The sequence below is a fragment of the uncultured Ruminococcus sp. genome, from assembly GCF_937915125.1.
Classification (GTDB): Bacteria; Bacillota; Clostridia; order Oscillospirales; family Ruminococcaceae; genus Ruminococcus_C.
In genome coordinates, this window is sequence record NZ_CALDMP010000009.1 from 1 (window position 1) to 25676 (window position 25676).

General features: G+C 52.4%; 22 protein-coding genes. 3 read left to right on the forward strand and 19 right to left on the reverse strand.

Going from position 1 to position 25676, the window contains the following annotated elements; translation table 11 throughout:
* Positions 1-80: 80 nt before the first annotated feature.
* From addA to Q0418_RS00870, 19 genes are all read right to left on the reverse strand, one after another.
* Positions 81-3740, reverse strand: a complete 3660-nt coding sequence (gene addA / locus Q0418_RS00780) for a helicase-exonuclease AddAB subunit AddA (protein WP_298481637.1) — start codon at positions 3738-3740, stop codon at positions 81-83.
* Complete coding sequence (locus Q0418_RS00785) at positions 3740-7111, reverse strand: PD-(D/E)XK nuclease family protein (protein ID WP_367276204.1); 3372 nt, start codon at positions 7109-7111, stop codon at positions 3740-3742. Before Q0418_RS00785 ends, addA begins: the two co-directional genes overlap by 1 nt.
* Before the next feature lie 79 nt (positions 7112-7190).
* Complete coding sequence (locus Q0418_RS00790) at positions 7191-7634, reverse strand: Lrp/AsnC family transcriptional regulator (protein WP_295218076.1); 444 nt, start codon at positions 7632-7634, stop codon at positions 7191-7193.
* 167 nt (positions 7635-7801) lie between these two features.
* Positions 7802-8254 (reverse strand): vacuolar-type H+-ATPase subunit H, encoded by a 453-nt coding sequence (locus Q0418_RS00795; RefSeq protein ID WP_298481639.1) that lies wholly within the window; start codon positions 8252-8254, stop codon positions 7802-7804.
* Positions 8251-8748, reverse strand: a complete 498-nt coding sequence (gene coaD, locus Q0418_RS00800; RefSeq protein WP_298481640.1) for a pantetheine-phosphate adenylyltransferase — start codon at positions 8746-8748, stop codon at positions 8251-8253. Before coaD ends, Q0418_RS00795 begins: the two co-directional genes overlap by 4 nt.
* 1 nt (position 8749) lies before the next feature.
* Positions 8750-9298, reverse strand: a complete 549-nt coding sequence (gene rsmD, locus Q0418_RS00805; protein ID WP_298481641.1) for a 16S rRNA (guanine(966)-N(2))-methyltransferase RsmD — start codon at positions 9296-9298, stop codon at positions 8750-8752.
* Between the two features lie 208 nt (positions 9299-9506).
* Positions 9507-11342 (reverse strand): excinuclease ABC subunit UvrC, encoded by a 1836-nt coding sequence (uvrC, locus tag Q0418_RS00810; protein ID WP_298481642.1) that lies wholly within the window; start codon positions 11340-11342, stop codon positions 9507-9509.
* 205 nt (positions 11343-11547) lie between these two features.
* Positions 11548-12828, reverse strand: coding sequence for a phosphoribosylamine--glycine ligase (gene purD, locus Q0418_RS00815; protein WP_298481643.1), 1281 nt, complete (start codon positions 12826-12828; stop codon positions 11548-11550).
* Between the two features lie 18 nt (positions 12829-12846).
* Positions 12847-14028, reverse strand: a complete 1182-nt coding sequence (locus Q0418_RS00820; RefSeq protein ID WP_298481644.1) for a phosphoribosylaminoimidazolecarboxamide formyltransferase — start codon at positions 14026-14028, stop codon at positions 12847-12849.
* 12 nt (positions 14029-14040) lie between these two features.
* Positions 14041-14754, reverse strand: coding sequence for an IMP cyclohydrolase (locus Q0418_RS00825; protein ID WP_298481645.1), 714 nt, complete (start codon positions 14752-14754; stop codon positions 14041-14043).
* Positions 14755-14782: 28 nt separating this feature from the next.
* Positions 14783-15409 (reverse strand): phosphoribosylglycinamide formyltransferase, encoded by a 627-nt coding sequence (gene purN, locus Q0418_RS00830; RefSeq protein ID WP_298481646.1) that lies wholly within the window; start codon positions 15407-15409, stop codon positions 14783-14785.
* A gap of 19 nt (positions 15410-15428) precedes the next feature.
* Positions 15429-16463, reverse strand: coding sequence for a phosphoribosylformylglycinamidine cyclo-ligase (gene purM, locus Q0418_RS00835; protein WP_298481647.1), 1035 nt, complete (start codon positions 16461-16463; stop codon positions 15429-15431).
* Between the two features lie 106 nt (positions 16464-16569).
* Positions 16570-18009 (reverse strand): amidophosphoribosyltransferase, encoded by a 1440-nt coding sequence (purF, locus tag Q0418_RS00840; protein WP_298481648.1) that lies wholly within the window; start codon positions 18007-18009, stop codon positions 16570-16572.
* Positions 18006-19427: an amidophosphoribosyltransferase gene (locus Q0418_RS00845; RefSeq protein WP_298481649.1), complete on the reverse strand. Its 1422-nt coding sequence runs from the start codon at positions 19425-19427 to the stop codon at positions 18006-18008. Before Q0418_RS00845 ends, purF begins: the two co-directional genes overlap by 4 nt.
* 3 nt (positions 19428-19430) lie before the next feature.
* Positions 19431-20150: a phosphoribosylaminoimidazolesuccinocarboxamide synthase gene (purC, locus tag Q0418_RS00850; protein ID WP_298481650.1), complete on the reverse strand. Its 720-nt coding sequence runs from the start codon at positions 20148-20150 to the stop codon at positions 19431-19433.
* Positions 20151-20184: 34 nt separating this feature from the next.
* A complete protein-coding gene (purE, locus tag Q0418_RS00855) occupies positions 20185-20685 on the reverse strand; it encodes a 5-(carboxyamino)imidazole ribonucleotide mutase (protein ID WP_298481651.1) in 501 nt (166 codons plus the stop codon).
* 108 nt (positions 20686-20793) lie between these two features.
* Positions 20794-21747: a WG repeat-containing protein gene (locus Q0418_RS00860; RefSeq protein ID WP_298481652.1), complete on the reverse strand. Its 954-nt coding sequence runs from the start codon at positions 21745-21747 to the stop codon at positions 20794-20796.
* A 20-nt stretch (positions 21748-21767) separates the two neighbouring features.
* Complete coding sequence (locus Q0418_RS00865) at positions 21768-22736, reverse strand: glycosyltransferase family 2 protein (RefSeq protein ID WP_298481653.1); 969 nt, start codon at positions 22734-22736, stop codon at positions 21768-21770.
* A 219-nt stretch (positions 22737-22955) separates the two neighbouring features.
* A complete protein-coding gene (locus tag Q0418_RS00870) occupies positions 22956-23462 on the reverse strand; it encodes an NUDIX domain-containing protein (RefSeq protein WP_298481654.1) in 507 nt (168 codons plus the stop codon).
* A 274-nt stretch (positions 23463-23736) separates the two neighbouring features.
* Between Q0418_RS00870 and Q0418_RS00875 the strand changes: the two genes are divergently transcribed.
* The 3 genes from Q0418_RS00875 to Q0418_RS00885 are packed head-to-tail and all read left to right on the forward strand — an operon-like array spanning position 23737 to position 25611.
* On the forward strand, positions 23737-24144 hold the full coding sequence (locus tag Q0418_RS00875; protein ID WP_298481655.1) for a hypothetical protein: 408 nt from the start codon (positions 23737-23739) through the stop codon (positions 24142-24144).
* 8 nt (positions 24145-24152) lie between these two features.
* On the forward strand, positions 24153-25004 hold the full coding sequence (locus tag Q0418_RS00880; protein ID WP_298481656.1) for a DUF5685 family protein: 852 nt from the start codon (positions 24153-24155) through the stop codon (positions 25002-25004).
* Positions 24991-25611 carry a J domain-containing protein gene (locus tag Q0418_RS00885; protein WP_298481657.1) on the forward strand — a complete coding sequence of 207 codons (621 nt, stop codon included), beginning with the start codon at positions 24991-24993 and terminating at the stop codon, positions 25609-25611. The genes Q0418_RS00880 and Q0418_RS00885 overlap by 14 nt, the downstream gene beginning before the upstream one ends.
* Positions 25612-25676 lie beyond the last annotated feature (65 nt).

The following is a 25676-nucleotide window of genomic DNA, read 5'->3' on the forward strand; positions in this document are numbered from 1 at the left end:
AGCATTTTTGTGAAATATGACGCAAAATATGCAAGCATATGACGTGCAAAGCCGATAGGCGCTCTTTGTGCGGTGTTGCCTCAAGTTATTTCAATACTCTTTTTCAAATGGGTACTATAAAGATAACACTGCCGCACAGGCAATCCCGTAATACACTGCAATGCCCCACGATAGAGCATAAGCTGTTCCCGATAGCTATCCGTCAGTTCCTCTGCACGTGTCACATAGTCTGTCTTATAGTCCACCAGCACAAAGGCATCTTCCTCCAGGAACGCCAGGTCAATGATACCCTTCAGGATACTGTCCGAATCCTGATACCGGTGCAATATCTCCGCCGCCTCCGGGAATACGCTGATATCCCTGCACTGCACCAGGAATTTCTGCTCCCGGAGTACCCGGCGGGAACGGCGCAGCCTTTCATATAATTCGTCCTGGAAAAATGCCGTCACAAGCTCCGGCTCGATGACATCCGCCTGTGCCTGTGTCAGAAAGCCGTATGTCTGCAATCGCTGGATCTCCGCCGATACATCCTGTTCCGCCTGTCGGAAGTCCGCATACTGGAAAAATGTATGCACTGCCGTACCACGTTCTGCACCAGTCAGACGGCGTTCCTCCTGCAAAAAACGGGGGCGTTTCCAGACAGGCGCACGATTCTTCTGTGCCTCCTGAATTGCCGAAACACTCAGCAGAGATTCTCTTTCGCTGTCCTCGGACTGATACTGGAAATGCACCATACGCCGGATATCCGCCACAATTTCCGCAGAGGGCTTTGCATATTCCCTTTCCTCCACGGCATCGGCATCGGACTGTTCCGGGAGCTGGAATTCATACTGAATACACACACCCTCCGACCACGCCGGGGTCTGCCATGTCTGCGGCGGCAGCTGCACCGCATCCTCCAGGGCAGCATCATGACGCAGCACAAGGCACATCCATACCCACTGTGCCATAGAACCGGCAGACTGCACCAGAAGAGGCGGCAGCTTGCCATCGGACAGAATCAGCGCGCCGTATTCGGACAGATAGTCCCGGCTCTTGGTACGAATCTTCCCGGCATCTAGGGGCAGGAAAAGCTGCTGCTTTGCCCGTGTCATGGCAACATAGAGCAGTCGCAGCTCTTCACTTTTTGACAGATTCTGGTTATCCTGCTCCAGTACGGAAAAGGGCATGGTCTTGGCACGGGTATAAGTTTCCGGATCCTTGATGCAGAATCCCACCATACCACGGTCGGAGAAGAGTGCGTTCTTCCGGGAATCCTCTGTGGAAAACTTTGTCTCCAGCTTTCCCAGGAATACAAAGGGATATTCCAGTCCCTTGGAACGGTGCATGGTCTTTACCGCCACCGCATTCTCTGCCCCGGCAGAGAGGGATGTCTGCTGAAAATCATTGCCGCTTTCCACAAGCCAGTCGATATACCGCAAAAAGCCGGACAGACCGCTGTGGGCAGCCTCCGCATTTTCCTCATACTGCTTTGCATACTGAATCAGCAGGTTGAGGTTGGCACGCTTCTTCTCGCCATCCTTCGTCAGCTGCATCACCGAGAGGAAATCCGTGGTGTCATAGATGCGGCGTATCAATGCCTCCAGCGTCATAAGTGCCGCATCCTGCCTTAGCTTTTGCAGGGTATCGCAGAGATAGCGGCACTTCTCCACGAGTACCTCCTCCAGGGGTCCCTCAATATCCTCTGCCCCGGATGTGATGCCTGCACCCTGACAAAGGGCAGCATACAGGCTGGAACGTCTGGACAGCATCCGCACCTGGGTCAGTTCCTGTGCGGTGAACCAGAACATGGGCGACAGCATCACCGCCGCAAGGGAGGTATCCAGCAGTGGATTGTCCAGCACACGGAGCATATCCAGCAGAATACTGATCTCCCTTGCCTGAAGATATCCTTTTTCCTCCGGGCTTTGTACTGGAATACCAGCTTCTTCCAACGCATGTGCAACGGTCATACACTGGGTATTATTCCGCAGGAGCACGCAGAAATCCCGGTAGGTACAAGGTCTGGTGCTGCCGTCCTTTTCTGCCACAGGACTTCCCTGCTGTATCATATTCCGGATTTGCCGGATAATATATTCCGTTTGCAGATCTATGTCTGAATCTTCCTGCTCCGGCATATTTTTCAGCACAGCCACATGCACAGTCTGTTCCTCCGGCGGCAGCAGTTCCCCGATGGCAGAACCCGGACGGAGTGCTTCGCTCTCGTCATAGGTCACATCGCCGCAGGCAGGAGACATGAGATTGCCGCACAGGAAATTGACGAACTGCAAGATCGGCGGTGCACTGCGGAAATTCCGGTTCAGTGCAATATGCCGGCAGACCCCGTTGCCGGCAGCAGCATCCTCCATGGCGTGGACAAAGTTCCGGGGATTCGCCAGACGGAAACGATAGATGGACTGCTTCACATCCCCCACCAGAAAGACATTGTCCCCATACCGGAGTGCACCGGTTTCCGGGTCAATGCAGTTCCGGGACAGCAGCTTGAAGATATCATCCTGCTTATTGTTGGAATCCTGATACTCGTCGATCATGATGAGGGCGTAGTATTCCTGCAGTTCCCTCGCCAGGGGTGAGGGATGGATTCTGCCGTCCGTGGTCTGGGCAGAGAGAAGTTCCAGGGCAAGGCGTTCCCCATCCGCAAAGCTCAGGGCATTCTGCCGTACCTTTGCCTGCCAGATGGTATCCTCCAGCTCCTGCTCCATGTCAAAAAGCAGCGGCATCAGCTGCAAATGCTGTTCCAGATCGGCTGTCTCATAGGGAAATACGTTCTCCAGAAGTGTTATGATTTCCCCTTCCAGATCGTGATACTGTCCCCGGAGCTGCTTCACCCGTTCGTAATCCTCCTCCGAGCGGATGGATTTTTTCTTCCGTGGAAAAGGCTTTCTGCCCCGGTTGGCTTTTTTCTCCAGCAGCAGGGACAGCATCTGGTCAGAGTCCGTGCCGCCTGTCTCAATGCTGCGAAGTACCCGTTCCAGACAGCGCAGATCCTCTTCCACCCAGGGCAGAACAGTGTTGTCCTCCAGGGAATCGTACAACTCCGCCGCCAGAGAAGCAGCCTCCTGTGCCTGACTGACTGCCGTCTGGACAAGCTGCTGCAATTGCCGTGTCAATGCCTGATGATAGGGCGAATCCGCCAGAGACTGACCCAGTCCATCCAGCACATCCCTGCACCAGCTGTCCCGGAAAGGTACTGAGCCAAGAAACTGGTATAATTCCATGAGGATCTGTTCCAGGGGGGTATCATTCTTCTCGCAGAAGCTGTTCCAGAGGAGTTCCATTTCCTTTGGACGTTCCTCGTGCCAGCGGTTCAGCACCTGGTCTGCCGCCTTTCCGGCGATCATCTGGCTCTCTGTCTCGTTCAGGATACGGAAGCCGGAAGTAATCCCATGATCGGTGAGGTTGTCCCGGATCAGGTCGAAGCAGAAGGAGCTGATGGTGCAGATATGGGCACTTTGCAGCAAAATCTGCTGCTGATAGAGCCATTGGTTTTCCGGCTGATTTTGCAGTTCTATCTCCAGCGCCTGACTGAGACGGGAACGCATTTCTGCGGCAGCGTCATTGGTGAACGTCACCACGATCATGCGATCCGCAGGCACACGGCGCTGGGGATCTTCTTCCATGAGAATCCGCAGCAGCCGTTCCACCAGCACAGAAGTCTTGCCGCTTCCGGCAGCCGCAGATACAATAAGACCGCAGTCTCTTGTTTCAATTGCACAGCTTTGCTGTTCCGTCCATGCCATCAGTGCTTCTCCTCCTCTTCCTGTTCCATGGAATCCAGCAGTTCCATCATCTGTTTTTCCCGGGATGCCTGTGTGCCCCCGGCGATCTGTCCGTGACACTCATTGCTGTTACCGCAGATATTGGCATAGTTGCAATAGGCACAGGGGTTATGCTGCTGCAATTGCAGCGGAAATGCGTCAATTTCTCCGTGATAGATGCCCTCTGCCGCATCCGTCAGCCGGCGCAGTACATACTGCCGCAGATGCCGCATTTGCTCCGCCGTCAGGAATGTCCCGGAACGGCTGTCCAGCTGCTGGGCACCATCCAACTTGCCCGGAATGTAGATGCCCCTGCCCTCTTGTTCCATGAGGGTGATGAGATGGGGATCCCGCAGCAGAATGCCCTTCATACGGTAAGTATCATTGCACTGCTTCTGGGGTGTTACGCCGCTGCCCCGTTTCAGGTCACTTTTCACCATTCCCGACGGCATATACAGTACGCCGGCAGGCGATGCATCTGCCAGAGGTGTTCCCGGTGCCGTAATGGAAAACAAGTAGATCAGCATCTGTAAATCCAGCCCGTACAGCAGATTCCCCAGAGAGAAATCCTTTACGCCGCTTTTATAGTCCACCACACGCACCCAGAGCTTGTCGCCGTCCTGGCATACATCCACCCGGTCGATCTTTCCCACCAGGCGAATCTGCTGTCCGTCTCCGGTGAGAAGATGCAGGGGCGGAAAGTTCTGATTCTCCGGCGTGATCTGCAACTCCATACAATAGGGCGAAAAGGCAGACTGCCGGAATTCCTCCTGCATATGGAGCAGCAGGGGCAGCATTCCCTCCACTGTATGGCGATATGCCGCCAGTTCTCTGCCGTTTTTGGAAAAGTCACCGCCCATTTCCGCCTGCCAGAACTCCGCCGCATAGCCGGAGATTACCTGCCGCAGCTGTGCCGGCGTCATCCGCAAAAAGGCATCCTTGTCATACTCTCTCAGAAGCCGTTCCAGACAGCTGTGAATGAGACTGCCGCTGCCGGCTCCTGCAAGGCGAATCTTCTGACGGCTGTACAGCCGGAGTATGTCGTTGCAGAAGTAGGAGAAGGGGCAATACTGATACCGTTCCAGTCCCGATGCGGACAGCTGTAAGGTATTCCCGATATACTCCTGCATCAGCTTCTTGTCGTCAATGTGGAACAGAGGTGCGTCCGGATCTTCTGTCTCCTTCACTGTCAGCTCTGCCAGTTTATGCAGTCTCCCGGCATAAAGGGGTTCCTCCAGCAGTACCTGGGCAATGCTGGCAGTCTCCGGGGTATTCTCCGTATAGTTCTGCACGTACTCATAATAGGCAGCGTGGAGGGTACCTGCATAATAGGCACTCCCCTGTGCTGCACAGGTCTGTTTCAGATCTGCACCCTCCGGGAACATCCGCTGTATCTGGGCGATCACGCTGGAGGGGTAGCATTTCTGGTGGGTAATATTCACGCAAGGGTAAGTCAGATACAGTGCGTGGGATGCCGAGGAAAGCAGCTTATAGGCGGCAAGTCGTGCATCTGCCAGCTGTACCTCCTTGGACTTCACCACAGGCAGCTTCATCTGTTCCAGGGTCAGGCAGTCCCGTTCTGAGAAGATAGCACTGCCGCCGGGCATTACCGGAAATGCCCCCTCGCAGACGCCCAGCAGGAACACGATCTTCGGCGCATTCAGCCGGGCAGTACTTCCCTGAGAGATCAGCACTGCATCCAGTGTTCTGGGCGGCACAGCACGCTTCACGTTCCGTGTCAGTGAAGCCAGTACCGCACAGAATTCCGGGAACGCCATTTCCAGAGACTCGTACAGCAGCGCCATATGATCCAGAATATCCATGAGACTATTCCAGACATGCGCCCATTCCTGACGGGTCTGCATCCGTTTCTGTTCATCCTGAATGGCAAGAAGCTGCTGATTAAGCCGTTCCTCCACCTTTTGTTCGCCCATGAAATCGAAGAGCATCCGGCAATATTCTCCACCGGTGTGGGGCTTCCGGCTGGCTTTCCGCAGATTCTCTATGGGCAGCAGCAGCTTTTTTCGTACATTCTCTGCCGTTTCCCAATTCCCCCCCGTAAAGGGTTCGTTCCAGGTATTTCCGTCGATCTGCCAGGTGTAGCAGTAGTTCTCCAGCTCTGACATTTCTCTGGAAGTACAATCCGTCAGTCCGGTTTTCCCCAGACGCAGCAGCAATTCCGTATCCGGACGCTTTGCACGGAGTAGTTCCAGAACCGTGTGCAGATATACCATCAGTGGCGTGTAGAGTACCGACTGCTTTTCGTCCACATGATAGGGCAATTCATACCGTTCCATTGCCGTTTCCAGAATACTTTCATAGTCGGACATCTGGTTGGTCAGCACGGCAATATCCCGGCAGCGGAGTGTGGGGTCATCTGCCAGAAGCCGGCGGATGGTGGCGCATACATATTCCGCCTCCTCATTGGGCGTTGCCGCCTCCAGAATATGCAGATGCTGGGGCTGACCAGAAAAGGGCTGGGCATTGCGAAATACATGCTGGCTGAGCCACCGGAGATCCCCGGACTGAAAGCGATAGGACGTCTCACAGGTCTCCAGAGACACCGGAATATGCAGTTCCGATGCAATCCGCTTGATGCGATACAGCGTGTCCTGAACGGTCTCAAACAGGGAGAAGGGCACAGGGTCGGCACTGTCCGTACGCAGTGCCACGTAGACATCCTTACAGGAAGAGAGCAGCACGGTGAGCATCTCATACTCGTCCTCAGTGAAGCTTTCGAATTCGTCCAGACACAGTACATCCCCAAGAAAGGCGTCCTGTCCGTTGGCAATGGCTGCCGCTTCGGTAAGCTCCGTCTCCGTATCCTTCAGGTGATGCTCCAACAATAGCTGGTCGTATTTCTGATAGATCCGGAACAAATCCAATGTCTTGTCCAGCAGACGGCCGTCCAGAGCCGCGCAGGAATCGTACAGCAGCTCCGGCGTAATCCCACTGCGGCGGAACAGTGCAAAGAGCGCAGACAATTCTTCTACAAAGGATGCCTGTCTGCACTGTTTTTCCAGAATCCGGAGCATATGCTCCCGTTCGGTGGTATAGAGCACCGCCTCATAGAGCAGCGCCATTTTTGTCAGCTCATCCGCATTTGTCCTGCCGTCAGGCACACAGCCATACCGCTGAAAGACAGCACGTGCCAGGGATTTGAAGCTGTGGGTTTCCAGCTGGTTGAACGAAACAGGTCCCAGAATACGGTACAGCTTCTGGTCGAATTCATAGGAGAACTGCTCCGGCACAAGGGTCAGCACATGCTCTCCCTGTTCCACCTGTTCCTGTAACAGCTGAATCAGCCGGGTGGATTTTCCGCAGCCCGCACCGCCGATGATAATATGTATGATAGGTCATCACCTCATAATCGCCAAAAAGAAAGCCGCAGCATAGCAGAATCGACTATGGCTGCGGCGGCATACGTTGATTTTACACGTTAGGTTCCACAATGATCTCACGATGGGGAACCGGGGTGGAAAAGACGATCTGCGTTGAGGTGTTGCCAAAACGCTGAATCTTTCCGATAAATGTATCCAGCTCCTGTGTGGACGGGAACGCAACCTTAATGAGCATGGAATACACGCCGGTGATACAGTTGCACTCCAGTACATTGGGACAGCTGCTGATAAACGGATAGAATTCCGACTTCTGATCCGCAGACAATTCCAGGTTGATAAACGCGGTGATATGATATCCCAGCTTCTGACGATCAATGATCGTATTGTATCCCAGAATGATCCCCTGCTTCTCCAGCTTGTCGATCCGGGAAGAAACCGCCGGCGCAGACAAGAAAACCTTTGACGCCAAAAGCTTCAGCGGAGCTCTGGCATTTTCCTGCAGCAATGTTATCAGCATGGCATCGATCTTATCCATGTTTTTTTCGCATCCTTTCCTCGATACAGCCTTTAATGATTTTCATCACGGATAGAAACGTTCATATTACCCAGTGCTCAAAGACTGCTTTTCTTTCTCATAGTATAGCAAAAAAATATGTCCGTCTATTGTACATTCTATAAATTTTCGGAAGAAACTTAATTTTATTATTTTTTGAGTTCCTCGATCCTGCTTTTTGTTTGCTGTACTTCCTGCAAACTGTTCTGGAAATACGCCTGAGCATCGTTAAGTAAATTATTTACATATTTTTCAGCAGCTTCCTTGATATCCTTGGAGCCGTTCTGTGCCTTTGTGAGCATATCCAGTGCACGCTGCTTTGCCTCTTGGAGAATCGCCTCCTCTGAGAGCATCCGCTTTGCACGTGTCTCGGCGTCCTGGATGATGGCCTCCGCCTTTTCCCGGGCTTCGTTGATGATCCGGTCGCAGTCGGAGTCGATGAGCTTTGCCCGTTTGATCTCTGCCGGGATATTCAGGTGCGCCGAATTCAGCAGTTCACGCATACGGTCTGCATCAATGACAGCCTTATGTGCAGCAAAGGGAATGGGCCGGGAGCGTTCCAGCAGGTCGTCCATATCGTCCAATATCTCTTCAATATTCATGATAGTCTCTCCTTTACCAAACGTTTTACGATCACATCGAGAATTTCCGGCGGCACAAAATGGCTGATATCGCCGCCAAAGATGGCAATCTGCTTGACAACGCTGGAGCTGAGGTACATATTCTCCGCCGTTGTGGTCAGAAATACGGTCTCTGCACCCTCATAGAGCTTCCGGTTCGCAAGCGCCATCTGGAATTCATATTCAAAGTCGCTGACAGCACGCAGTCCCTTTACAATAGCAGTCGCCCCTGCCTCCTTGACATAATCCGCCAGGAGTCCGTCTGAAACATCCACTGTCACATTGGGGAGATCCCGTGTCACACACAGGATCATATCCTTTCGTTCCTGGAACGTAAAGCAGGCGTTGTTTTTCATAATATTTTTCGATATCAGCACGATCACACGGTCGAAAAGCTTCGATGCACGTGTGATAATATCCAAATGTCCCAGGGTCACAGGGTCAAAGCTGCCCGGGCACACCGCAATTCGTTCCATTTTATGTCTCACCTCTTCTGCAAACATAGGTCGTCACAGTAATGGCGCCGTATTTCCGCTGTTTTTCCAGATGCAGCGCACCAGCCCTTTCCGGCAGTTCCAGCCCGGTCTCATGCTCGCAGATCACAATACCGTCTGTCTGCATCCGGGGTTCCAGAAACGGAAAGAGCTTCACATGCCATCCCTGACGATAGGGCGGGTCGAGAATCGCAATATCAAACAGGACATCCCCTGTCTGCAAAAAGGAAACTGCATCCATCTGGTGGAGCTGTGCCTGTTCCAGCAGCTGCACTGCCGTGAGATTCTCCCGTGTCACACCGAGAGACCGGGCAGAGCGATCCACAAATACCGCCCGATCTGCACCACGGCTCAGGGCTTCGATGCCCATCTGACCGCTTCCGGCGAACAGATCCAGCACCGCAGACCCCGGCAGGTCAAATTGAATGGCGGAAAAGATGGCTTCCTTGACCTTATCGGTAGTGGGACGAACATCCAGTCCCTCCAGTGTTTTCAGTTTTCTTCCTTTTGCACTCCCGGCAATGACACGCATATGCTCCCATTCTCCTTTTTTCTATGGCGTAGTACCATTATACAACGAATTCCGGCAAATGTCCAGAGGTATCCGGAAAAAATACGGAAATCTATTTTTATCAAGTTTCAACCCCTCAGTCACGGCTTCGCCGTGCCAGCTCCCCTGAAAGAGAAGAGGGACCATTGTGCAACAATGGTGGAGAGGTCATTGAAAAAATATGATCGGTTCACTCCCCTGCCGTCATCTCCTGAATCGCCTGATACAATTGCCCTGCGATTTCCCCATTGACGCCGGCGATCTTCGCCAGTTCCTCCGGCGATGCCTTTTGCAAATTCCCCAGGGTCTTGAAGTGCAGCAGCAGCTTCTGGGCTTTTTTCTCGCCGATGCCACGTACTTTTGTCAGTTCCAGCTGATAGGACGACTTCGCATGGAGACTGTGCATATACGCAACAGAAAACCGATGCACTTCATCCTGAATCTGTGTCAGCAGATGAAACGCCGCACGATTGGCAGACAGTGAGATCTCTCCCCCGGTACTGGAAATGGCACGTGTACGGTGCTTCTGATCCTTGACCATACCGAACACCGGAATCGCCAGACCAAATTCCGCCACCACCGGAGAAATGGTATTCACATGCCCCTGACCGCCGTCCAGCAGAATCAGATCCGGCAGTCGGGAAAACCCTTCCTCATCCTGTGCAAGATAATGATTCAGCCGCCGGGTGATCGCCTCTTTCATGCAGGCGTAGTCATCCTGTGTCACATGCTCCTTCATGCGAAAACGCTTGTAAGCACGTTTCAGAGGTCTGCCGTTTTCAAAGACAACCATACCGCAAACCATGGAGGTGGAGGACAGGTTGGAGATATCGTAGGCTTCGATATACTGGGGCGGCTGAGATAATCCCAACGCCTTTCCCAGTTCCTCCAGCGCCTGGACTTCCTTTCCCGTTCGTCCGAACCGCAGCGCAAGCTCCTCATTGGCGTTATTCCGGGAAAGCTGCACAAACTGGCAGAGCGTCCCTCGTTGGGGTACAGTCAGGCGTACCCGGCAACCGGCAAAGGTACTGAACAGCTGTTCGTACATCTCCTGATTGGGCAGGGCAAACTCCAGAATGATATTCTTCGGGATATCGGCACGGTGATGCTCGTAGTACTGAGTCAGGTAGGAATCCATCAGTTCTTCCCGGGAAACGGTTTCCTGAAAGAAAAAGGTTTCCTTGTCGAAGAGTCGCCGTCCCCGATAGCGGAGAATGGAAATACACTGGGTACCGCTGTGTTCCGCCATGGCAATCACATCCGCCTCTTCCAGTGCGGCATCCAGTATCTTCTGGGTTTCCCCTGCCTTGGAAACCGCTGCGATACGGTCACGAAGCATTGCTGCACGTTCGAAGTCCAGTTCCTCAGCGGCACGCTCCATCTCCTCCTGCATCCGCTTTACGGAATCGGCACTGCCCATGCGAATATAATCCTTCGCCTGGGCAATGATCTCCCCATAGCTTTCCTGCGAAATATTCCCACGGCATACGCCCATGCACTGCTTGATATGATAATTCAGGCAGGGACGTGTTTTTTTGAAATCCTGGGGAAATTTCTTGTGACAGGTAGGCAGTCGGAATACACGGTTTGTCTCCCGTGCAGTTTCCCGGGTAATAAATCCGCTCATATAGGGACCCAGATACTCCCCCGGCTTTTTCTTGTTTTTCTCTGGGGTCAGCCGGGGATAGGGTTCATCCGAAAAGCAAAGATAGCTGTATCCCTTGTCATCCTTCAGGAGGATGTTATACTTGGGCTGGTGCTGTTTGATCAAGCTGCATTCCAGCACCAGAGCTTCATATTCCGAGTCGGTGACAATAAAATCGTAATCATACACATGCTCCACCATACTCGCAACCTTTGGGGTATGGTCGGCTGATTCCCGAAAATAACTTGTCACACGATTTTTCAGATTCTTGGCTTTTCCGATGTAAATAATCTCATTCTTTTGGTTTTTCATGAGATAAACACCCGGAGACGCTGTCAGTTTTGCTGTTTTTGCCCGCAATTCAGGTAAACGACAATTCATACAACGCCTCCGGGTGTCAATGTTTCACATAAGGTCACCTCTAAAAACCCGCTCACCTGTCATCTGCGACGCATCTTTACGCCATCTTCCCTTGGGAAAAAACTTGAAATACATCGAGTATTCCCGCATTTTTTCCCAAGGGGATCTGTCGAAAATCTGCACCGCATCTGACGGATTCGAGGTTTTTAGAGATGCCCATAATTCGTTAGGATAAAGCCTTTAATGCACGCTGACCGATATCGTTCCGATAATGTGCATCCTGGAACGAAATGGTCTTTACGCCGGCATATGCCGTTTCCAGTGCCTGAGGCAGTGTCTCCGCCGTAGCAGTCACGCCCAGCACACGGCCGCCGGATGTGAGGATCTGTTCCCCATCCAGTTTCGTGCCTGCATGGTAAACAAAGCAGCTATTGATCTGACCATTTTCATCCAGTCCGGAAATGGGCAGACCAGTGGCATACTTCTTGGGATAGCCGCCGCTTGCCATAACAACGCAGGCTGCACAGCCCTGTTTCCACTGAATCTCCAGCTGGTCAAGGGTACCGTTCCAGATCGCCAGAATGATGTCCACCAGATCTGTCTCCAGCAGCGGCAGAACTACCTGTGTCTCCGGGTCGCCGAACCGGCAGTTATACTCAATGACCTTAGGCCCCTTGGGGGTCAGCATCAGTCCGAAGTAGAGACAGCCCTGGAACGGTCTGCCCTCTGCCTGCATTGCCTGAATGGTGGGCAGGAAGATGGTATCCATGCACTGCTGTGCCACTTCCGGCGTATAATAGGGATTCGGTGCCACCGTTCCCATACCGCCGGTATTAGGACCCATATCGCCGTCCAGCGCACGCTTGTGATCCATGGAAGAAACCATGGGCTTTACAGTCTTTCCGTCAGTGAAGCTGAGGACGGATACCTCCGGCCCTGTCAGGAATTCCTCAATGACGATCTGAGAACCGCTTTCGCCGAAGATCTTGTCCTCCATAATGGAAGAGATGGCAGCGAATGCCTCTTCCTCATTCTGTGCAATGACAACGCCCTTGCCCAGTGCAAGACCGTCTGCCTTGATAACGGTAGGATATTCGTTCTTTTCCCGGAGATATGCCTGTGCCTCCTCCGGCTTGCGGAACACCCGGTACTCCGCAGTGGGGATGTGATATTTCTGCATGAGTTCCTTGGAGAACACCTTGCTGCCCTCCAGGATCGCTGCATTTTTCTTGGGGCCGAAGGTCATGAAGCCCTCTGCCTGCATAGCATCTGCCATGCCCATTACCAGGGGATCGTCCGGTGCCACAAAGACCAGATCCACTGCCAGTTCCTTTGCCAGTGCCACCATGCCGTCAATATCCGTTGCCTTTACCGGAAAGCACTTGGCATACTTGGCAATGCCGCCGTTGCCCGGTGCGCAGTACAGTGCATCTACCTTGGCACTTTCTGCAAGCTTCATGACAATGGCATGCTCACGGCCGCCGCCGCCCACAACTAAAATTTTCATGGATACTGCCTCCTGTCATTAGTGGTGGAACAGACGGATGCCTGTAAATGCCATTGCCATATTGTACTTATTGCAGGTTGCAATGACATGGTCGTCACGGATGGAACCGCCCGGCTCTGCAATATAGCGTACACCGCTCTTGTGGGCACGCTCGATGTTGTCACCGAAGGGGAAGAATGCGTCAGAGCCAAGGCATACATCCGTATTCTGTGCCAGCCATGCCTGCTGTTCTTCCTTGGTGAACACTTCTGGCTTTACCTTGAAGATATTTTCCCATGCGCCGTCTGCCAGCACGTCCATATACTCGTCAGAAATATACACATCAATGGCATTGTCACGATCCGGACGGCGGATACCGTCAACGAACTGGAGTCCCATTACCTTGGGATGCTGACGGAGCCACCAGATATCTGCCTTGTTGCCGGCAAGACGTGTGCAGTGAATACGGGACTGCTGACCAGCGCCAATACCGATTGCCTGACCGTCCTTGACGTAGCAGACAGAGTTGGACTGGGTATATTTCAGAGTGATCAGGGAGATCAGCAGGTCTCTCTGATACGCCTCAGGGATTTCCTTGTTGTCGGTGACAATATTGGACAGCATTTCCTTGTCGATGTTCAGGAAGTTGTGTCCCTGTTCGAAAGTCACGCCGAATACCTGCTTGCGCTCCAGCTCTGCCGGTACATATGCCGGGTCGATCTGGATGATATTATAGGTGCCCTTGCGCTTGGACTTCAGGATCTCCAGTGCCTCCGGCGCATAGCCCGGTGCAATGATACCATCCGAAACTTCACGCTGGATCATCTTTGCTGTGGGTACATCGCAGACGTCAGACAGGGCAATAAAATCCCCGTAAGAGGACATACGGTCAGCACCACGGGCACGTGCATAGGCACATGCCAGAGGAGACAGCTCGCCCAGATCGTCTACAAAGTAGATCTTTTTCAGAGTATCCGACAGGGGTGTGCCTACCGCAGCACCAGCAGGAGAAACATGCTTGAAGGAAGTCGCAGCGCACATGCCGGTAGCCGCTTTCAGCTCCGAAACCAGCTGCCAACCGTTGAATGCGTCCAGCAGGTTGATATAGCCGGGCTTGCCGTTCAGCACGGTAATGGGAAGATCACTTCCATCCTCCATATAGATACGGGACGGCTTCTGATTGGGATTACAGCCGTATTTTAACTGCATTTCATTGGACATAAGAGATCCTCCTTATTGGTTCTTGTTCACGATTCTTGTTTCCGTCTGCTTGGTTTTCAGGTCAATGTAGCGAACGAACAGGGAGACCTTGTTCTCCGGGTTCAGGCTGTTCCAGAGCATCTCTGTGAATGTGTCAATATCTCCGGAAATAGCAACCTTCTGGGGTTCGCCGGAAAAGCTGGGCAGCGGATTGCCGTCGCCCTCGTAGGTGTGGATAAAGTGTCCCACGCCTGCAAGGGGATTGCCATAGGCAAATGTATATCTCTGACAGGAGGAAGGATCACCATCTGCACTCTTCAGAATGGAAAGGGCATAGGAAAATCCGTTGTTGGTCTGGTCAATGAGACCGGAGATGCGAGGGGTATAATTGGGAGCATCCGGCTCGAATTCCCGGGTACGCAGGGATTCCTCAAAGGTCTTGCCTGCCTGCATGAGATCATAGACCGTATCTGTCTGGTCGCCGTTCGTGACGATGGTATAATCTCCCAGAACACGCACCGGTGCATAGATGATCAGGCTGGGATCCACCATCTTGGACGGGTCAAACGCCTGGGTGCGGATACCTGCGCCGTCCTCAACAAAGACACGATTCCGGCTGTTTTCGCTTCTTCCCATAATAAAGTATGCAGAAACTGCAAAATTCCCGTCCTCGGAACGTCCCAGGACAATACCTCTGCCCGGATAGGAATTCTGCTGCAATTCCTGCTGCAATGATGCCATTTTCATAGTTCTCCTCCTGCTTATATTTCCAGGATCAACCTTTGATCCATACTGTTTTTCCTTTGACTTCCAGTCTGCCATCGCAGAACAGGCTCACCGCCTGGGGCAGGATCACCCACTCTGCTTCCTGCATGACACGCTTTTGCAGCGTTTCCGGCGTATCACCGGGCTGCACAGCAACGGGCTTCTGCAGAATAATGGGACCGTCGTCGGCAACTTCGTTGACAAAATGTACCGTAGCACCTGTATATTTCACGCCCCGTTCCAGCGCTGCCTCATGTACCCGGAGTCCATAATAGCCGGGGCCGCAGAACGACGGAATGAGGGACGGGTGCACGTTGATGATCTGATTCCGATAGGCGTGGATCACAGCCTCGTCCAGAATGGTCATGAATCCGGCGAGGACAATAAGATCTGCATATTCCTGGAAGAGTGCTTCCAGAAGTGCCTTGGTATAGATTTCCCTGGACGGGAACTCCCTTGGCACGATCACCCGGGTACCGATTCCGTTTTCCTTTGCCCGCACCAATGCATAGGCATCGGGATTGGAAGAAATGACACAGGTAATACGTCCGTTGGGAATCATGCCCTGCTTCTGGGCATCGATCAGTGCTTGGAGATTGGTTCCGCCGCCGGAAACCAGCACAACTATATTTTTCATATCCGCTACGCCTCTCTCCTTATTTCAGGATCACGCCTTCGTCGGATTCCACCAGTTCACCCAGTACATAGGCATTCTCCCCTGCTTCGTTCAGGATCCGTACTGCACGGTCAGCGTCCTCAGCGGCAACGCAGACCATCATGCCTACGCCCATATTGAAGGTGTTGAACATGTCGTGCTCCGGAATCTTGCCGGTCTTTGCGATGAGATCGAAGATCGGAAGTACCTGCACATTGCTGCGGCTGATCTTTGCAGACAGACCTTTTTTCAGGGCACGGGGAATATTCTCATAGAAGCCGCCGCCGGTAATGTGGGCAATGGACTTCACCGGCACTTCCTGCAACAGTGCCTGGATGGCATTCACATAGATCTTTGTGGGAGTCAGCAGGCATTCGCCCAGAGTCGTTCCCAGATCCGGGAAATACCGTGCCAGATTCTGGCTGTTTACTGTGAATACATTACGAATCAGGGAGTAGCCGTTGGAGTGTACGCCGCTGGACTGCAGTGCGATGAGCACATCCCCTGCCTTCTGGGTATCCGAATTCAGGATCTTGCTGCGGTCTACTACGCCCACTGCGAAGCCAGCAACGTCATATTCATCCTCAGGATAGAAGCCGGGCATTTCTGCGGTCTCGCCGCCCACCAGGGCGCAACCTGCCTGTACACAGCCCTCAGCCACGCCGGATACGATATCCGCAACCTTTTCCGGAATATTTTTGCCAAGAGCAATATAGTCCAGGAAGAACTGGGGCTTTGCGCCGCAGCAGATGATATCGTTCACGCACATTGCCACGCAGTCGATACCGATGGTGTTGTGTTTGTCCATGAGAAAGGCGATTTTCAGCTTAGTCCCCACGCCGTCTGTACCGGAAACCAGTACCGGCTGCTGCATTCCTGCCACATCCAGTGCATACAGACCGCCGAAGCCGCCGATATCTGTCAGAACATTTTCTGTCATGGTTCTGGCAATGTGAGACTTCATCAATGCGACTGCCTTGTAACCGGCAGTGACATCTACGCCTGCCTTTTTATAGCTTTCCGAATAGCTTTCCATTTATGTTATACCTCCGTGTTTCAGTTGGTCACCTCTGAGCCTCCGCTCACCCGTCATCTGCTGCGCATCTGACTGACGATTCGGAGTATCCAGACATGTCCAGTTGTTATTCGCCGATCTTCTTTTCAAATTTATCCTTGGGCATTTCCTTGGGCACCTCGATGGGATACTCCCCGGTAAAGCATGCCGTACAGAAGCCCGGCTGGGGGGTCATATCCGGCGAGGTCAGAGACTGCACACCCTGAATGCTCAGATAGCCCAGGGTATCTGCGCCGATGTGCTCGCAAATTTCGGGAATTGTCATCTGACAGGCGATCAGATTATCCTTGCTGTCGATATCCGTGCCGAAATAGCAGGGATTCGTAAAGGGCGGGCAGGAAATACGCATATGCACTTCCTTTGCGCCAGCCTCCCGCAGCAGATTCACGATACGTTTACAGGTCGTACCACGCACGATGCTGTCGTCCACCAGGATGACACGCTTTCCGGCAACGACGCTTTTCACCACGTTCAGCTTGATCCGGACAGAATTCGTCCGCATTTTCTGAGAGGGCTGGATGAATGTGCGTCCCACATAGCGATTCTTCACAAATCCCACTTCATATGGAATACCCGATGCCTGGGACAGACCCAGTGCAGCATCCAGACCGCTGTCCGGCACGCCGATCACCACATCTGCCTCTACGGGATGCTCTTTCCAGAGAATTTTTCCTGCACGAATCCGGGCATCATGGACACAGCATCCCTCCACCACGGAATCCGGCCGTGCGAAATAGACATATTCAAATACGCAGAGAGAGGGTTTCTGACCGCAATGGGTGCGGATGGAACGGATATTTTCGCCGTCCACAACAACGATTTCTCCCGGCTCCAGATCACGGTCAAACGCCGCATCCACGCTGTCCAGCGCACAGCTTTCCGATGCAAACACAACGCTGCCGTCCTTGCAGTGTCCCATGCAAAGGGGACGGAAACCATTGGGGTCACGTGCAGCGATCAGTTTCTGGGGCGACATGACCACCAGAGAATATGCGCCTTTCAGATCGTACATGGCATATTCCACAGCTTCTTCAATGGATGACCGTTTCAGCCGCTGTTCTGTCACTGCATAAGAAATGACTTCTGTATCATTGGTGGTGTGAAAAATTGCACCCTGCAGCTCATACTTTTTCCGCAGGGCATGTGCATTGACCAGATTTCCATTATGTGCAATGGACATGGGTCCCTTCACATGGCGTACTACGATAGGCTGGGCATTGGAGCGGCTGGGCTTTCCGGTGGTGGAATAACGCACATGCCCGATGGAAATATTCCCTTGTCCGAGCTTTTCCATCTGACTTTGATTGAACACCTCCGGGACAAGTCCCAGATCCTTATGATGGGAGAAAACACCCCGATCATTTACCACAATGCCGCAGCTTTCCTGTCCACGGTGCTGAAGCGCATAAAGCGCAGCATATGTCATCGCTGCCACATCCGTGATCTGCGGAGAATATATGCCGAAAACACCGCATTCCTCATGCAGTCCTGTCATCAATTCAATCATTCCCTTCCGTTCCAGCAATAAGAACACAGCTGACATTCGAGCTTTCCGACTGCCCGAATTGTCCCTTCCAGTGACTGGAATTCCAGGGAAGTCAGTTTTAAGCGCCGGCAGATCTCATCCCGGAGCAGTTTGCCTCTTTCTGTATTAGAATTGCTGTACTCGTCAATATACTGCAAGCCGGCAACGCCCTCATTTTCATCGATGATCTGCCTTGCGATCAATTCAAGTTCAGAAGTGCTTCTTGAAAAATTGAGATACTTACAGCCGTACATAATCGGCGGGCAGGCAGATCGCATATGAACTTCCTTTGCGCCGTTTTCATAGAGAAACTCTACGGTTTCCCGCATTTGTGTGCCTCTAACAATGCTGTCATCTACAAACAGAAGCTTCTTTCCCCGGATCAGCTCCGGGACTGGGATCAGCTTCATTTTTGCCACTTTATTCCGCATGGACTGATTGGCAGGCATAAAGCTTCTGGGCCATGTGGGGGTATACTTGATAAAGGGTCTCGCAAAGGGAATGCCGCTCTTGTTGGCATAACCAATGGCATGGGGAATGCCGGAATCAGGAATGCCGCAGACATAGTCCACATCGGGCAGTTTTCCGTTTTGCATATCCGTTTCTGCCATAATTTCGCCGTTCCGGGTGCGCATAACTTCCACGTTCACGCCCTCATAGCAGGCAGTGGGATACCCATAGTATGTCCACAGGAAGGTACAGATTTTCATGTCGTCTGTGCCCTCGCTCATGATCTCATAGCCGTCCTTTGTCAGTCTGAGGATCTCCCCTGCCTTCAGCTCGTGACAGGTCTCATACCCCAGCTTCTGATAGGCAAAGGATTCAAAAGAAAAGCAGTAGCCATCGGAACGCTTTCCGATGAGGATCGGAAGCCGTCCCATTTTATCCCGTGCACAGATGATGGAATCTTCAGTCATGATCACCAGGGACATTGTCCCCTGGATCTTTTCCTGTGCATAGCGGATGCCCTCTACGAAAGAGGACTTCTGGGCGATCAATGCGGCGATCAGACCGCCAGAATTGATGCTGCCGCTGCTCATGGTCTCAAAGTTAGCACAGCCCTGCTTCAGAAGCTCCTCGGACAGCTCCTGGACGTTTTTGATGACGCCGATAGAGCAGATCGCATAAAGCCCCAGCTGAGAGCGTACCATAATGGGCTGGGGATCCGTGTCGCTGATACAGCCGATACAGATAGTGCCCCGCATTTTTTCCACATCCTTTTCGAACTTTGTCCGGAAAGGGGAATTCTCAATACTGTGGATATTTCTCTGAAAGCCAAGCTCCGCAGAATAGGATGTCATACCGCCACGTCTTGTACCAAGATGCGAATGATAATCCGTCCCAAAAAACACGTCAGAAATGCAGTCATTTGCTGAAACTGCACCAAAAAAACCACCCATAGATTATGCTCCAAAAATACGCTTCATAACTTCCTGATATGCTTCTTCTGTACCGCCCAGATCTCTGCGGAAACGATCCTTATCCAGCTTTTCGTTGGTCTTGACATCCCACAGACGGCAGGTATCCGGCGAGATCTCGTCTGCCAGAATGATGGTTCCATCAGCCCGGCGGCCGAACTCGATCTTGAAGTCGATGAGGCGGATGCCAATGCCCAGGAAGAATGCCTTGAGCACTTCGTTCACCTTACGGGTGTAATTCTTGATGGTGTCGATCTCTTCCTGTGTTGCCAGACCCAGTGCCAGAGCGTAGTCATCATTGATGAAGGGGTCGTTCAGCTCGTCGCACTTGTAGCTGAATTCCACAATGGGACAGAGCAGCTGCTTGCCTTCTTCTACGCCCATACGCTTGGAAAAGCTGCCGGCAGCCACGTTGCGGACGATAACTTCCAGGGGTACGATGGAAACACGCTTGACAGCAGTTTCACGATCGCTCAGTTCCTCAACCAGATGGGTGGGAACACCTTCCTTTTCCAGCTCCTTCATAATGTAGTTGGACATACGGTTGTTGATCACGCCTTTGCCAACGATAGTACCCTTCTTCTCGCCGTTGAATGCAGTTGCATCGTCTTTATAGTCTACGATAACGACCTCCGGGTTCTCCGTTGCATAGACTTTCTTTGCCTTGCCCTCATAGAGCTGTTCTGTTTTTTTCCAATCTGCCATTTTCTTTTCCTCCGTGAATCTATTGATTTATGCCTCAGCAGTTACTGTATTCCGCCGAGATCTTTGCATCCTTTTCCTTGACACCGTTTTCCATGTCAATTTTCATCTGCTCCAGCTTTGCGTCAATTGCCGGGTCTGAGAGCGCAAGCATCTGTGCCGCCAGAATCGCTGCATTGGCAGCGCCGTCAATGGCAACTGTTGCCACCGGAATGCCCTTGGGCATCTGTACGGTTGCAAGCAGTGCATCCAGACCGTCCAGAGTGGACGATTTCACCGGAATACCGATTACCGGAAGGGTCGTATGTGCCGCCAGCACGCCGCCCAGATGGGCTGCCTTTCCTGCGGCAGACAAAATGACGCCGAATCCGTTTTTCTTTGCATTCCCGGCAAATTCAGCTGCAAGTGCCGGGGTGCGATGGGCGGACATGACATGCACCTCATAGGGGATGCCGAACTTGTCCAGCTCATCCAGCGCACCTTTTACTACCGGCAGATCGCTGTCGCTGCCCATAATTACCGCTACTTTTTTTGACATACGTATTCCTCCTGATTCAGAGCACACGCTCACGTGATTCGTTATCGTCACCCCGGAACACTGATATGGTTCCCGGGATAACTTTATGTAAACAGAAATCCAGCCGGCTTATGCGATCTGCATTTCTGTTATCACCCATACTTCCTGTTTGTTTTGCTTCATGGTCACGGAAAGGATCTGTTCCTTAAGTCCTTCCTCCTGCCCCCAGATGTTGACACGGCACTGCCATGTCAGAACAGGCTTGCCGTCGTCACCGACACCTGCGCTGAGATAGACGGTATCCTCCATCCGTGTGACTTTGTGTCCTCCCAGTGAGATCACGGAAAGGACGTTATTTTCATGCTCCTGGTCTGTGACCTGGCTGACATCTGCAAATTCCTGGGATTTCAGCATTTGCAGCAGAAGCAGCATCTGATCTGCCGTTTCCGACCACTGTGCCGGAGAGAGCAACGCGGCATTCACCGCATTCCAGCTGACCGTAAAGGAAACATTCTCCGATGTCCGTGCCATATCCGCACGAGTCAGGGTCAGCGCATCATCCTCCGATGTATATAGAAATGCATCCTCGCCTTTTTTCAGGGTCAGCAGCTGGCTCTCCCAGGAATAACCGTCCCAGACCGCAGCGTCCACCGGACGGAACTCGCTGTCATACAGCACCACCTGTTCGGAGTTGGCAAAGGATGCCAGATAATAGGACGGGGTCAGGGCATGCACATCTGTGTAGGTAAAGGGTGCAACCACATTGCCGTCCAGATCCAGGACGCCGATCCGTCTGCCGTCTGCCGTTTCCTTTGCAGCAGCTAGGTATTCCGTGCCGATAAAGTGCAGCTGTTCCCATTCCGGCTCAATGAGGGTATTCCCTGCGGCATCTGCAACGCCGTAGAGATGATTGTCATCCTGTATGATCTCGTTGCCGTTGGGATTGACAGCCGCATCGGAACTGCTGCTCTGGGATGTCTCGGAATTTTTCGAAATATCCACGGAAAAGCTGATCGTCGCAATCACCAGGACTATCAGCACAAACACCAACAATCCCACTACCAGTTTGGCGTGCTTATTCATGGATCAGTCTCCCATCCTCATTACTCGGATTCCGTTTCTTCTCTGACATCTTTTTCTGTCTCATGCACCAGATAAATGGGGCGCCGCTTTGTCTCCAGATATGTTTTTGCCAGATACTGTCCGGAAATTCCTGTGCAGAACAATTGCAGACCGCCCATGAGGAAAATCGCACAGATCAGCGTAGCAAAGCCCTGGACCGGATCGCCGAACGCCAGCTTCTTGATGACAATGACGATGATCATGACAAATGCCACCAGACAGCTGACCACGCCCAGGATGGACGAAATCGTCAGCGGTGCTGTGGAAAAGGCAAAAAAGCCCTCCAGCGCATAACGGAACAGCTTCCAAAAAGACCAGGTGCTGGTGCCGGCAGCACGTTCCACATTCTCATATTCGATATATTTGGTGCGGAATCCCACCCAGCTGAAAATGCCCTTGGAAAACCGATTATATTCCTTCATGGACAAAATGGAATCCACCATCTGCCGTGTCATAAAGCGGAAATCCTGTGCGCCGTCCACGATCTCCGTCTGGGAGATCCTGTTCATGATTTTATAGAACTTCCGGGAGAACCAGGACAGAAGCTTCGGCTCACCCTTCCGGCTGACACGCCGTGTGGTGGCACAGTCATATTCCCCAGTGAGGACATAATTATACATTTTTGGCAGAAATGCCGGCGGATGCTGCAAGTCGGCATCCATAATGACCACATAATCACCGGTGGCATTTTCCAGTCCGGCGTACATGCCTGCCTCTTTTCCGAAGTTACGGGAAAAGGAAATGTACCGCACACGTGCATCCTGCCGGGCAAGTTCCCGGAGCTTCACCAGAGTGCCGTCCCGGGAGCCGTCGTTGATGAACAGCAGCTCAAATGTGGTATCCGGGTGTTCCTCCTGTATCTGCGCCATTACTTTTTGAATCTCTATATAAAATAGCGGCAGTACTTCCTGTTCGTTATAACAAGGTACTACAATGGATATTTTTTTCATAATGATCCTTTCTGTCCCACAGCCGCCCCTGTCTGTCGGCTGCTGAATTATGTAAAGAATGTCAGCCCCTATGCCGGACATCCAGCCGGGTCGTTTCGACACGCTCTACTTATTATACCACCTTTTTTTACACTTTACAATACCTTGACCGGGATATTTTTTTCGTTTTTCGAAAAAATGTGTGAACAAACAAATTTCTCTTGTGGAAAAGCTAAGCGGTCAACCATCTATCTTGTGTTTTTTCAAAAATGCAGACAGCAGGGCTTTATAGTTGTGGGAGCGATGGGGCATCTGCTGTACCAGAGCGTCCAGTTCTTCCGCCGTCACCAGACGAAGCGCCTGGACTTCCGATTCCTGCATGGTGCAGTCCGTCAGTGCAAAGGGCATCCGGACATACCAGACATCATGGTAGCAGCTGCGCCGGCGATCCCGGAACAAAAACTGCATGGCATCCCGTGGAATTGACAGTCCCACCTCTTCCTTTGCCTCACGCAATGCGCCGTCCAGGCTGGTCTCTCCGGCGTCCACTGCACCGGCAGTGATATCCCACTGTCCCGGACGTGTCGCCTTCGTATCCGACCGCTGCTGGATCAGAAACAGACCATCGGTGTTTTCCAGTATCACATGGGCACATAGAAAGTACTCTCCCTGGGGTAAAAACGTGCTGCGGTCTGCCGTCCTCCCGGTGAGATTTCCATTCTCGTCATAAATATCCAGACATTCCATATCAAACCCATTCCTTTCCAAGCGTTATCCACAGTAACACTGCAACTCTATTGTATCATGAAACCCGAGTTCACGTCAAGAATAAAATCTTGAGGCAACACTGCCCTCAAGGTGCGCTTTTCTGAAAATTGCATGAAAATTTGCAGAAACCGCTTTTTTTCGTGGGAAATTTGTGGTATACTATTGGGTAATATCTCTGGCTGCACATCGTGCATCTACTTGTGCAGCTGCTGCCCACATTCTTGTTTGAGACCTGGAAAGGAATGGATAAGCTATGTCAAATTGGAGAGAACGTCTGGCACAGTGGATGCAGGGACGATACGGCGGAAACGATACGTTGAACAAGTGGCTGCTGGGAGCATTTCTCATTCTGCTGCTGCTTTCCCTGCTGCTCCAGAGCAGTCTGCTGAATCTGCTGGCAATCGCAGTTCTGGTGTATTCGTACTTCCGGATCTTTTCCAGAAATATCACAAAGCGTGCTGCAGAAAACCAGAAGTTCCTGGAGCTGACACAGCCCATCCGCCGCTTCTTCGGCGGAAAGAAATCTGCCGGACAGTACAGCAAGACCCACCGTGTCTTTGCCTGCCCCAGCTGCGGTCAGAAGGTGCGTGTGCCCAAGGGACGGGGTAAGATCGAGATCACCTGCCCGAAATGCCGCACATCCTTCATCAAACGGAGCTGACTGCCGCTATGTACGGATATATACGTGCCTACAAGCCGGAGCTGCGGTTCCGGGAATATGACGTCTACCAAGCCTGCTACTGCGGTCTGTGCGAAGCCCTGCACCGGCAATACGGCACAGCTGCACGCTGGACGCTGAGCTATGACATGACCTTTCTGATCCTGCTGCTGACGGGATTATACGAGCCGAAGGAACAAAAGGAACAGTGCCGCTGTATGGCGCATCCCTTTCGGAAGCAGATGCATTTCCGGAGTGAAGTGACATCCTATGCAGCGGATATGAGCATCCTGCTGTTTCATGACAAGTGCATGGACGACTGGATGGACGAGCGGAAGTTTTCTCGCCGTGCAGCTGCCGGTGTCCTGCATCACGGCTACCGGCTTGCCCAGAACAAATACCCCGAAAAGGCAAAGCAGATCACCGCACAGCTGGATGCACTCCACGCCATGGAAAAAGCCGGAGAAACAAATCCGGAACTGCCCGCCGGATGCTTCGGGACGCTGCTGGGAGAACTGTTTGTCTGGAAGGACGATATATGGGAAAAGACCTTACGGGATGTGGGGTTCTATCTCGGAAAGTTTATTTATCTGCTGGATGCCTATGACGATCTGGAACACGACCGCAAAAAGGGGTGCTACAATCCCTTGCTCAGTCTTTCCGCATCCGACCCGGCATTCCACCAGACCTGCGAACGGCTGCTGCAAATGATGATGGCATCCTGCGCTTCGGCGTTCGAACGGCTGCCCATTCTGAAGTATGACGAGATACTGCGCAATATTCTATACGCCGGCGTCTGGACGCAGTTTTATCAAAGAAAAAAGGAATATGAAAGACAGGAGAACGATCATGGATCCATATGAAGTACTGGGAATTTCCCGCAATGCCACTGACCAGGAGGTCAAAAAAGCGTATCGTGCACTGAGTCGGAAATACCACCCCGATGCCAATGTGGGCAAGCCCGATGCAAAAGCCTATGAGGAAAAATTCAAGCAGATCCAGCAGGCATACCAGACCATCATGGACGAACGGCAGAACAGCGGTGCAAACCGGAGCTACAGCAGTTTTCAGGGACATAGCCGCAGTGCCGCCGGCTCCGGAGATGAAAACAGCATTCACATGCAGGCGGCTGTCAACTTCATCCGCAACGGCAGATTCTCAGAGGCAGTCCGTGTGCTGGAAGGCATGAAAAAACGGAACGCCAACTGGTACTACACCGCCGCAGTTGCCCACTCCGGTGCCGGAAACAATGCCACCGCTGTCCAGTATGCCCGCACTGCTGCTCAGATGGAACCCAATAATTACGAGTACCAGCGGCTTGTGCAGCAGCTGGAATCTCCGGGTTTCTCCTACCAGCAGATGCAGCAGCCTTACATGAGCAGCGGCGGCTGGGACGACTCCGGCTGTCTCCGATGTTGTGCCGCCAATCTGCTCCTGAATGTGCTGCTCAACTGCTGCTGTCACTGTTAAAATATAACATTTCAGTGAAACCGGAATGGGAAATCCCTTCCGGTTTTTTTGGAACTTTTGCACAA

Excerpts from the sequence above, each read along its gene's own strand:
- addA (WP_298481637.1), bottom strand. The coding sequence starts at position 3,740 with ATGGCATGGACGGAACAGCAAAGCTGTGCAATTGAAACAAGAGACTGC.
- Q0418_RS00790 (WP_295218076.1), bottom strand. The coding sequence starts at position 7,634 with ATGGATAAGATCGATGCCATGCTGATAACATTGCTGCAGGAAAATGCC.
- Q0418_RS00795 (WP_298481639.1), bottom strand. The coding sequence starts at position 8,254 with ATGAATATTGAAGAGATATTGGACGATATGGACGACCTGCTGGAACGC.
- coaD (WP_298481640.1), bottom strand. The coding sequence starts at position 8,748 with ATGGAACGAATTGCGGTGTGCCCGGGCAGCTTTGACCCTGTGACCCTG.
- rsmD (WP_298481641.1), bottom strand. The coding sequence starts at position 9,298 with ATGCGTGTCATTGCCGGGAGTGCAAAAGGAAGAAAACTGAAAACACTG.
- uvrC (WP_298481642.1), bottom strand. The coding sequence starts at position 11,342 with ATGAATTGTCGTTTACCTGAATTGCGGGCAAAAACAGCAAAACTGACA.
- purD (WP_298481643.1), bottom strand. The coding sequence starts at position 12,828 with ATGAAAATTTTAGTTGTGGGCGGCGGCGGCCGTGAGCATGCCATTGTC.
- Q0418_RS00820 (WP_298481644.1), bottom strand. The coding sequence starts at position 14,028 with ATGTCCAATGAAATGCAGTTAAAATACGGCTGTAATCCCAATCAGAAG.
- Q0418_RS00825 (WP_298481645.1), bottom strand. The coding sequence starts at position 14,754 with ATGAAAATGGCATCATTGCAGCAGGAATTGCAGCAGAATTCCTATCCG.
- purN (WP_298481646.1), bottom strand. The coding sequence starts at position 15,409 with ATGAAAAATATAGTTGTGCTGGTTTCCGGCGGCGGAACCAATCTCCAA.
- purM (WP_298481647.1), bottom strand. The coding sequence starts at position 16,463 with ATGGAAAGCTATTCGGAAAGCTATAAAAAGGCAGGCGTAGATGTCACT.
- purF (WP_298481648.1), bottom strand. The coding sequence starts at position 18,009 with ATGATTGAATTGATGACAGGACTGCATGAGGAATGCGGTGTTTTCGGC.
- Q0418_RS00845 (WP_298481649.1), bottom strand. The coding sequence starts at position 19,427 with ATGGGTGGTTTTTTTGGTGCAGTTTCAGCAAATGACTGCATTTCTGAC.
- purC (WP_298481650.1), bottom strand. The coding sequence starts at position 20,150 with ATGGCAGATTGGAAAAAAACAGAACAGCTCTATGAGGGCAAGGCAAAG.
- purE (WP_298481651.1), bottom strand. The coding sequence starts at position 20,685 with ATGTCAAAAAAAGTAGCGGTAATTATGGGCAGCGACAGCGATCTGCCG.
- Q0418_RS00860 (WP_298481652.1), bottom strand. The coding sequence starts at position 21,747 with ATGAATAAGCACGCCAAACTGGTAGTGGGATTGTTGGTGTTTGTGCTG.
- Q0418_RS00865 (WP_298481653.1), bottom strand. The coding sequence starts at position 22,736 with ATGAAAAAAATATCCATTGTAGTACCTTGTTATAACGAACAGGAAGTA.
- Q0418_RS00870 (WP_298481654.1), bottom strand. The coding sequence starts at position 23,462 with ATGGAATGTCTGGATATTTATGACGAGAATGGAAATCTCACCGGGAGG.
- Q0418_RS00875 (WP_298481655.1), top strand. The coding sequence starts at position 23,737 with ATGTCAAATTGGAGAGAACGTCTGGCACAGTGGATGCAGGGACGATAC.
- Q0418_RS00880 (WP_298481656.1), top strand. The coding sequence starts at position 24,153 with ATGTACGGATATATACGTGCCTACAAGCCGGAGCTGCGGTTCCGGGAA.
- Q0418_RS00885 (WP_298481657.1), top strand. The coding sequence starts at position 24,991 with ATGGATCCATATGAAGTACTGGGAATTTCCCGCAATGCCACTGACCAG.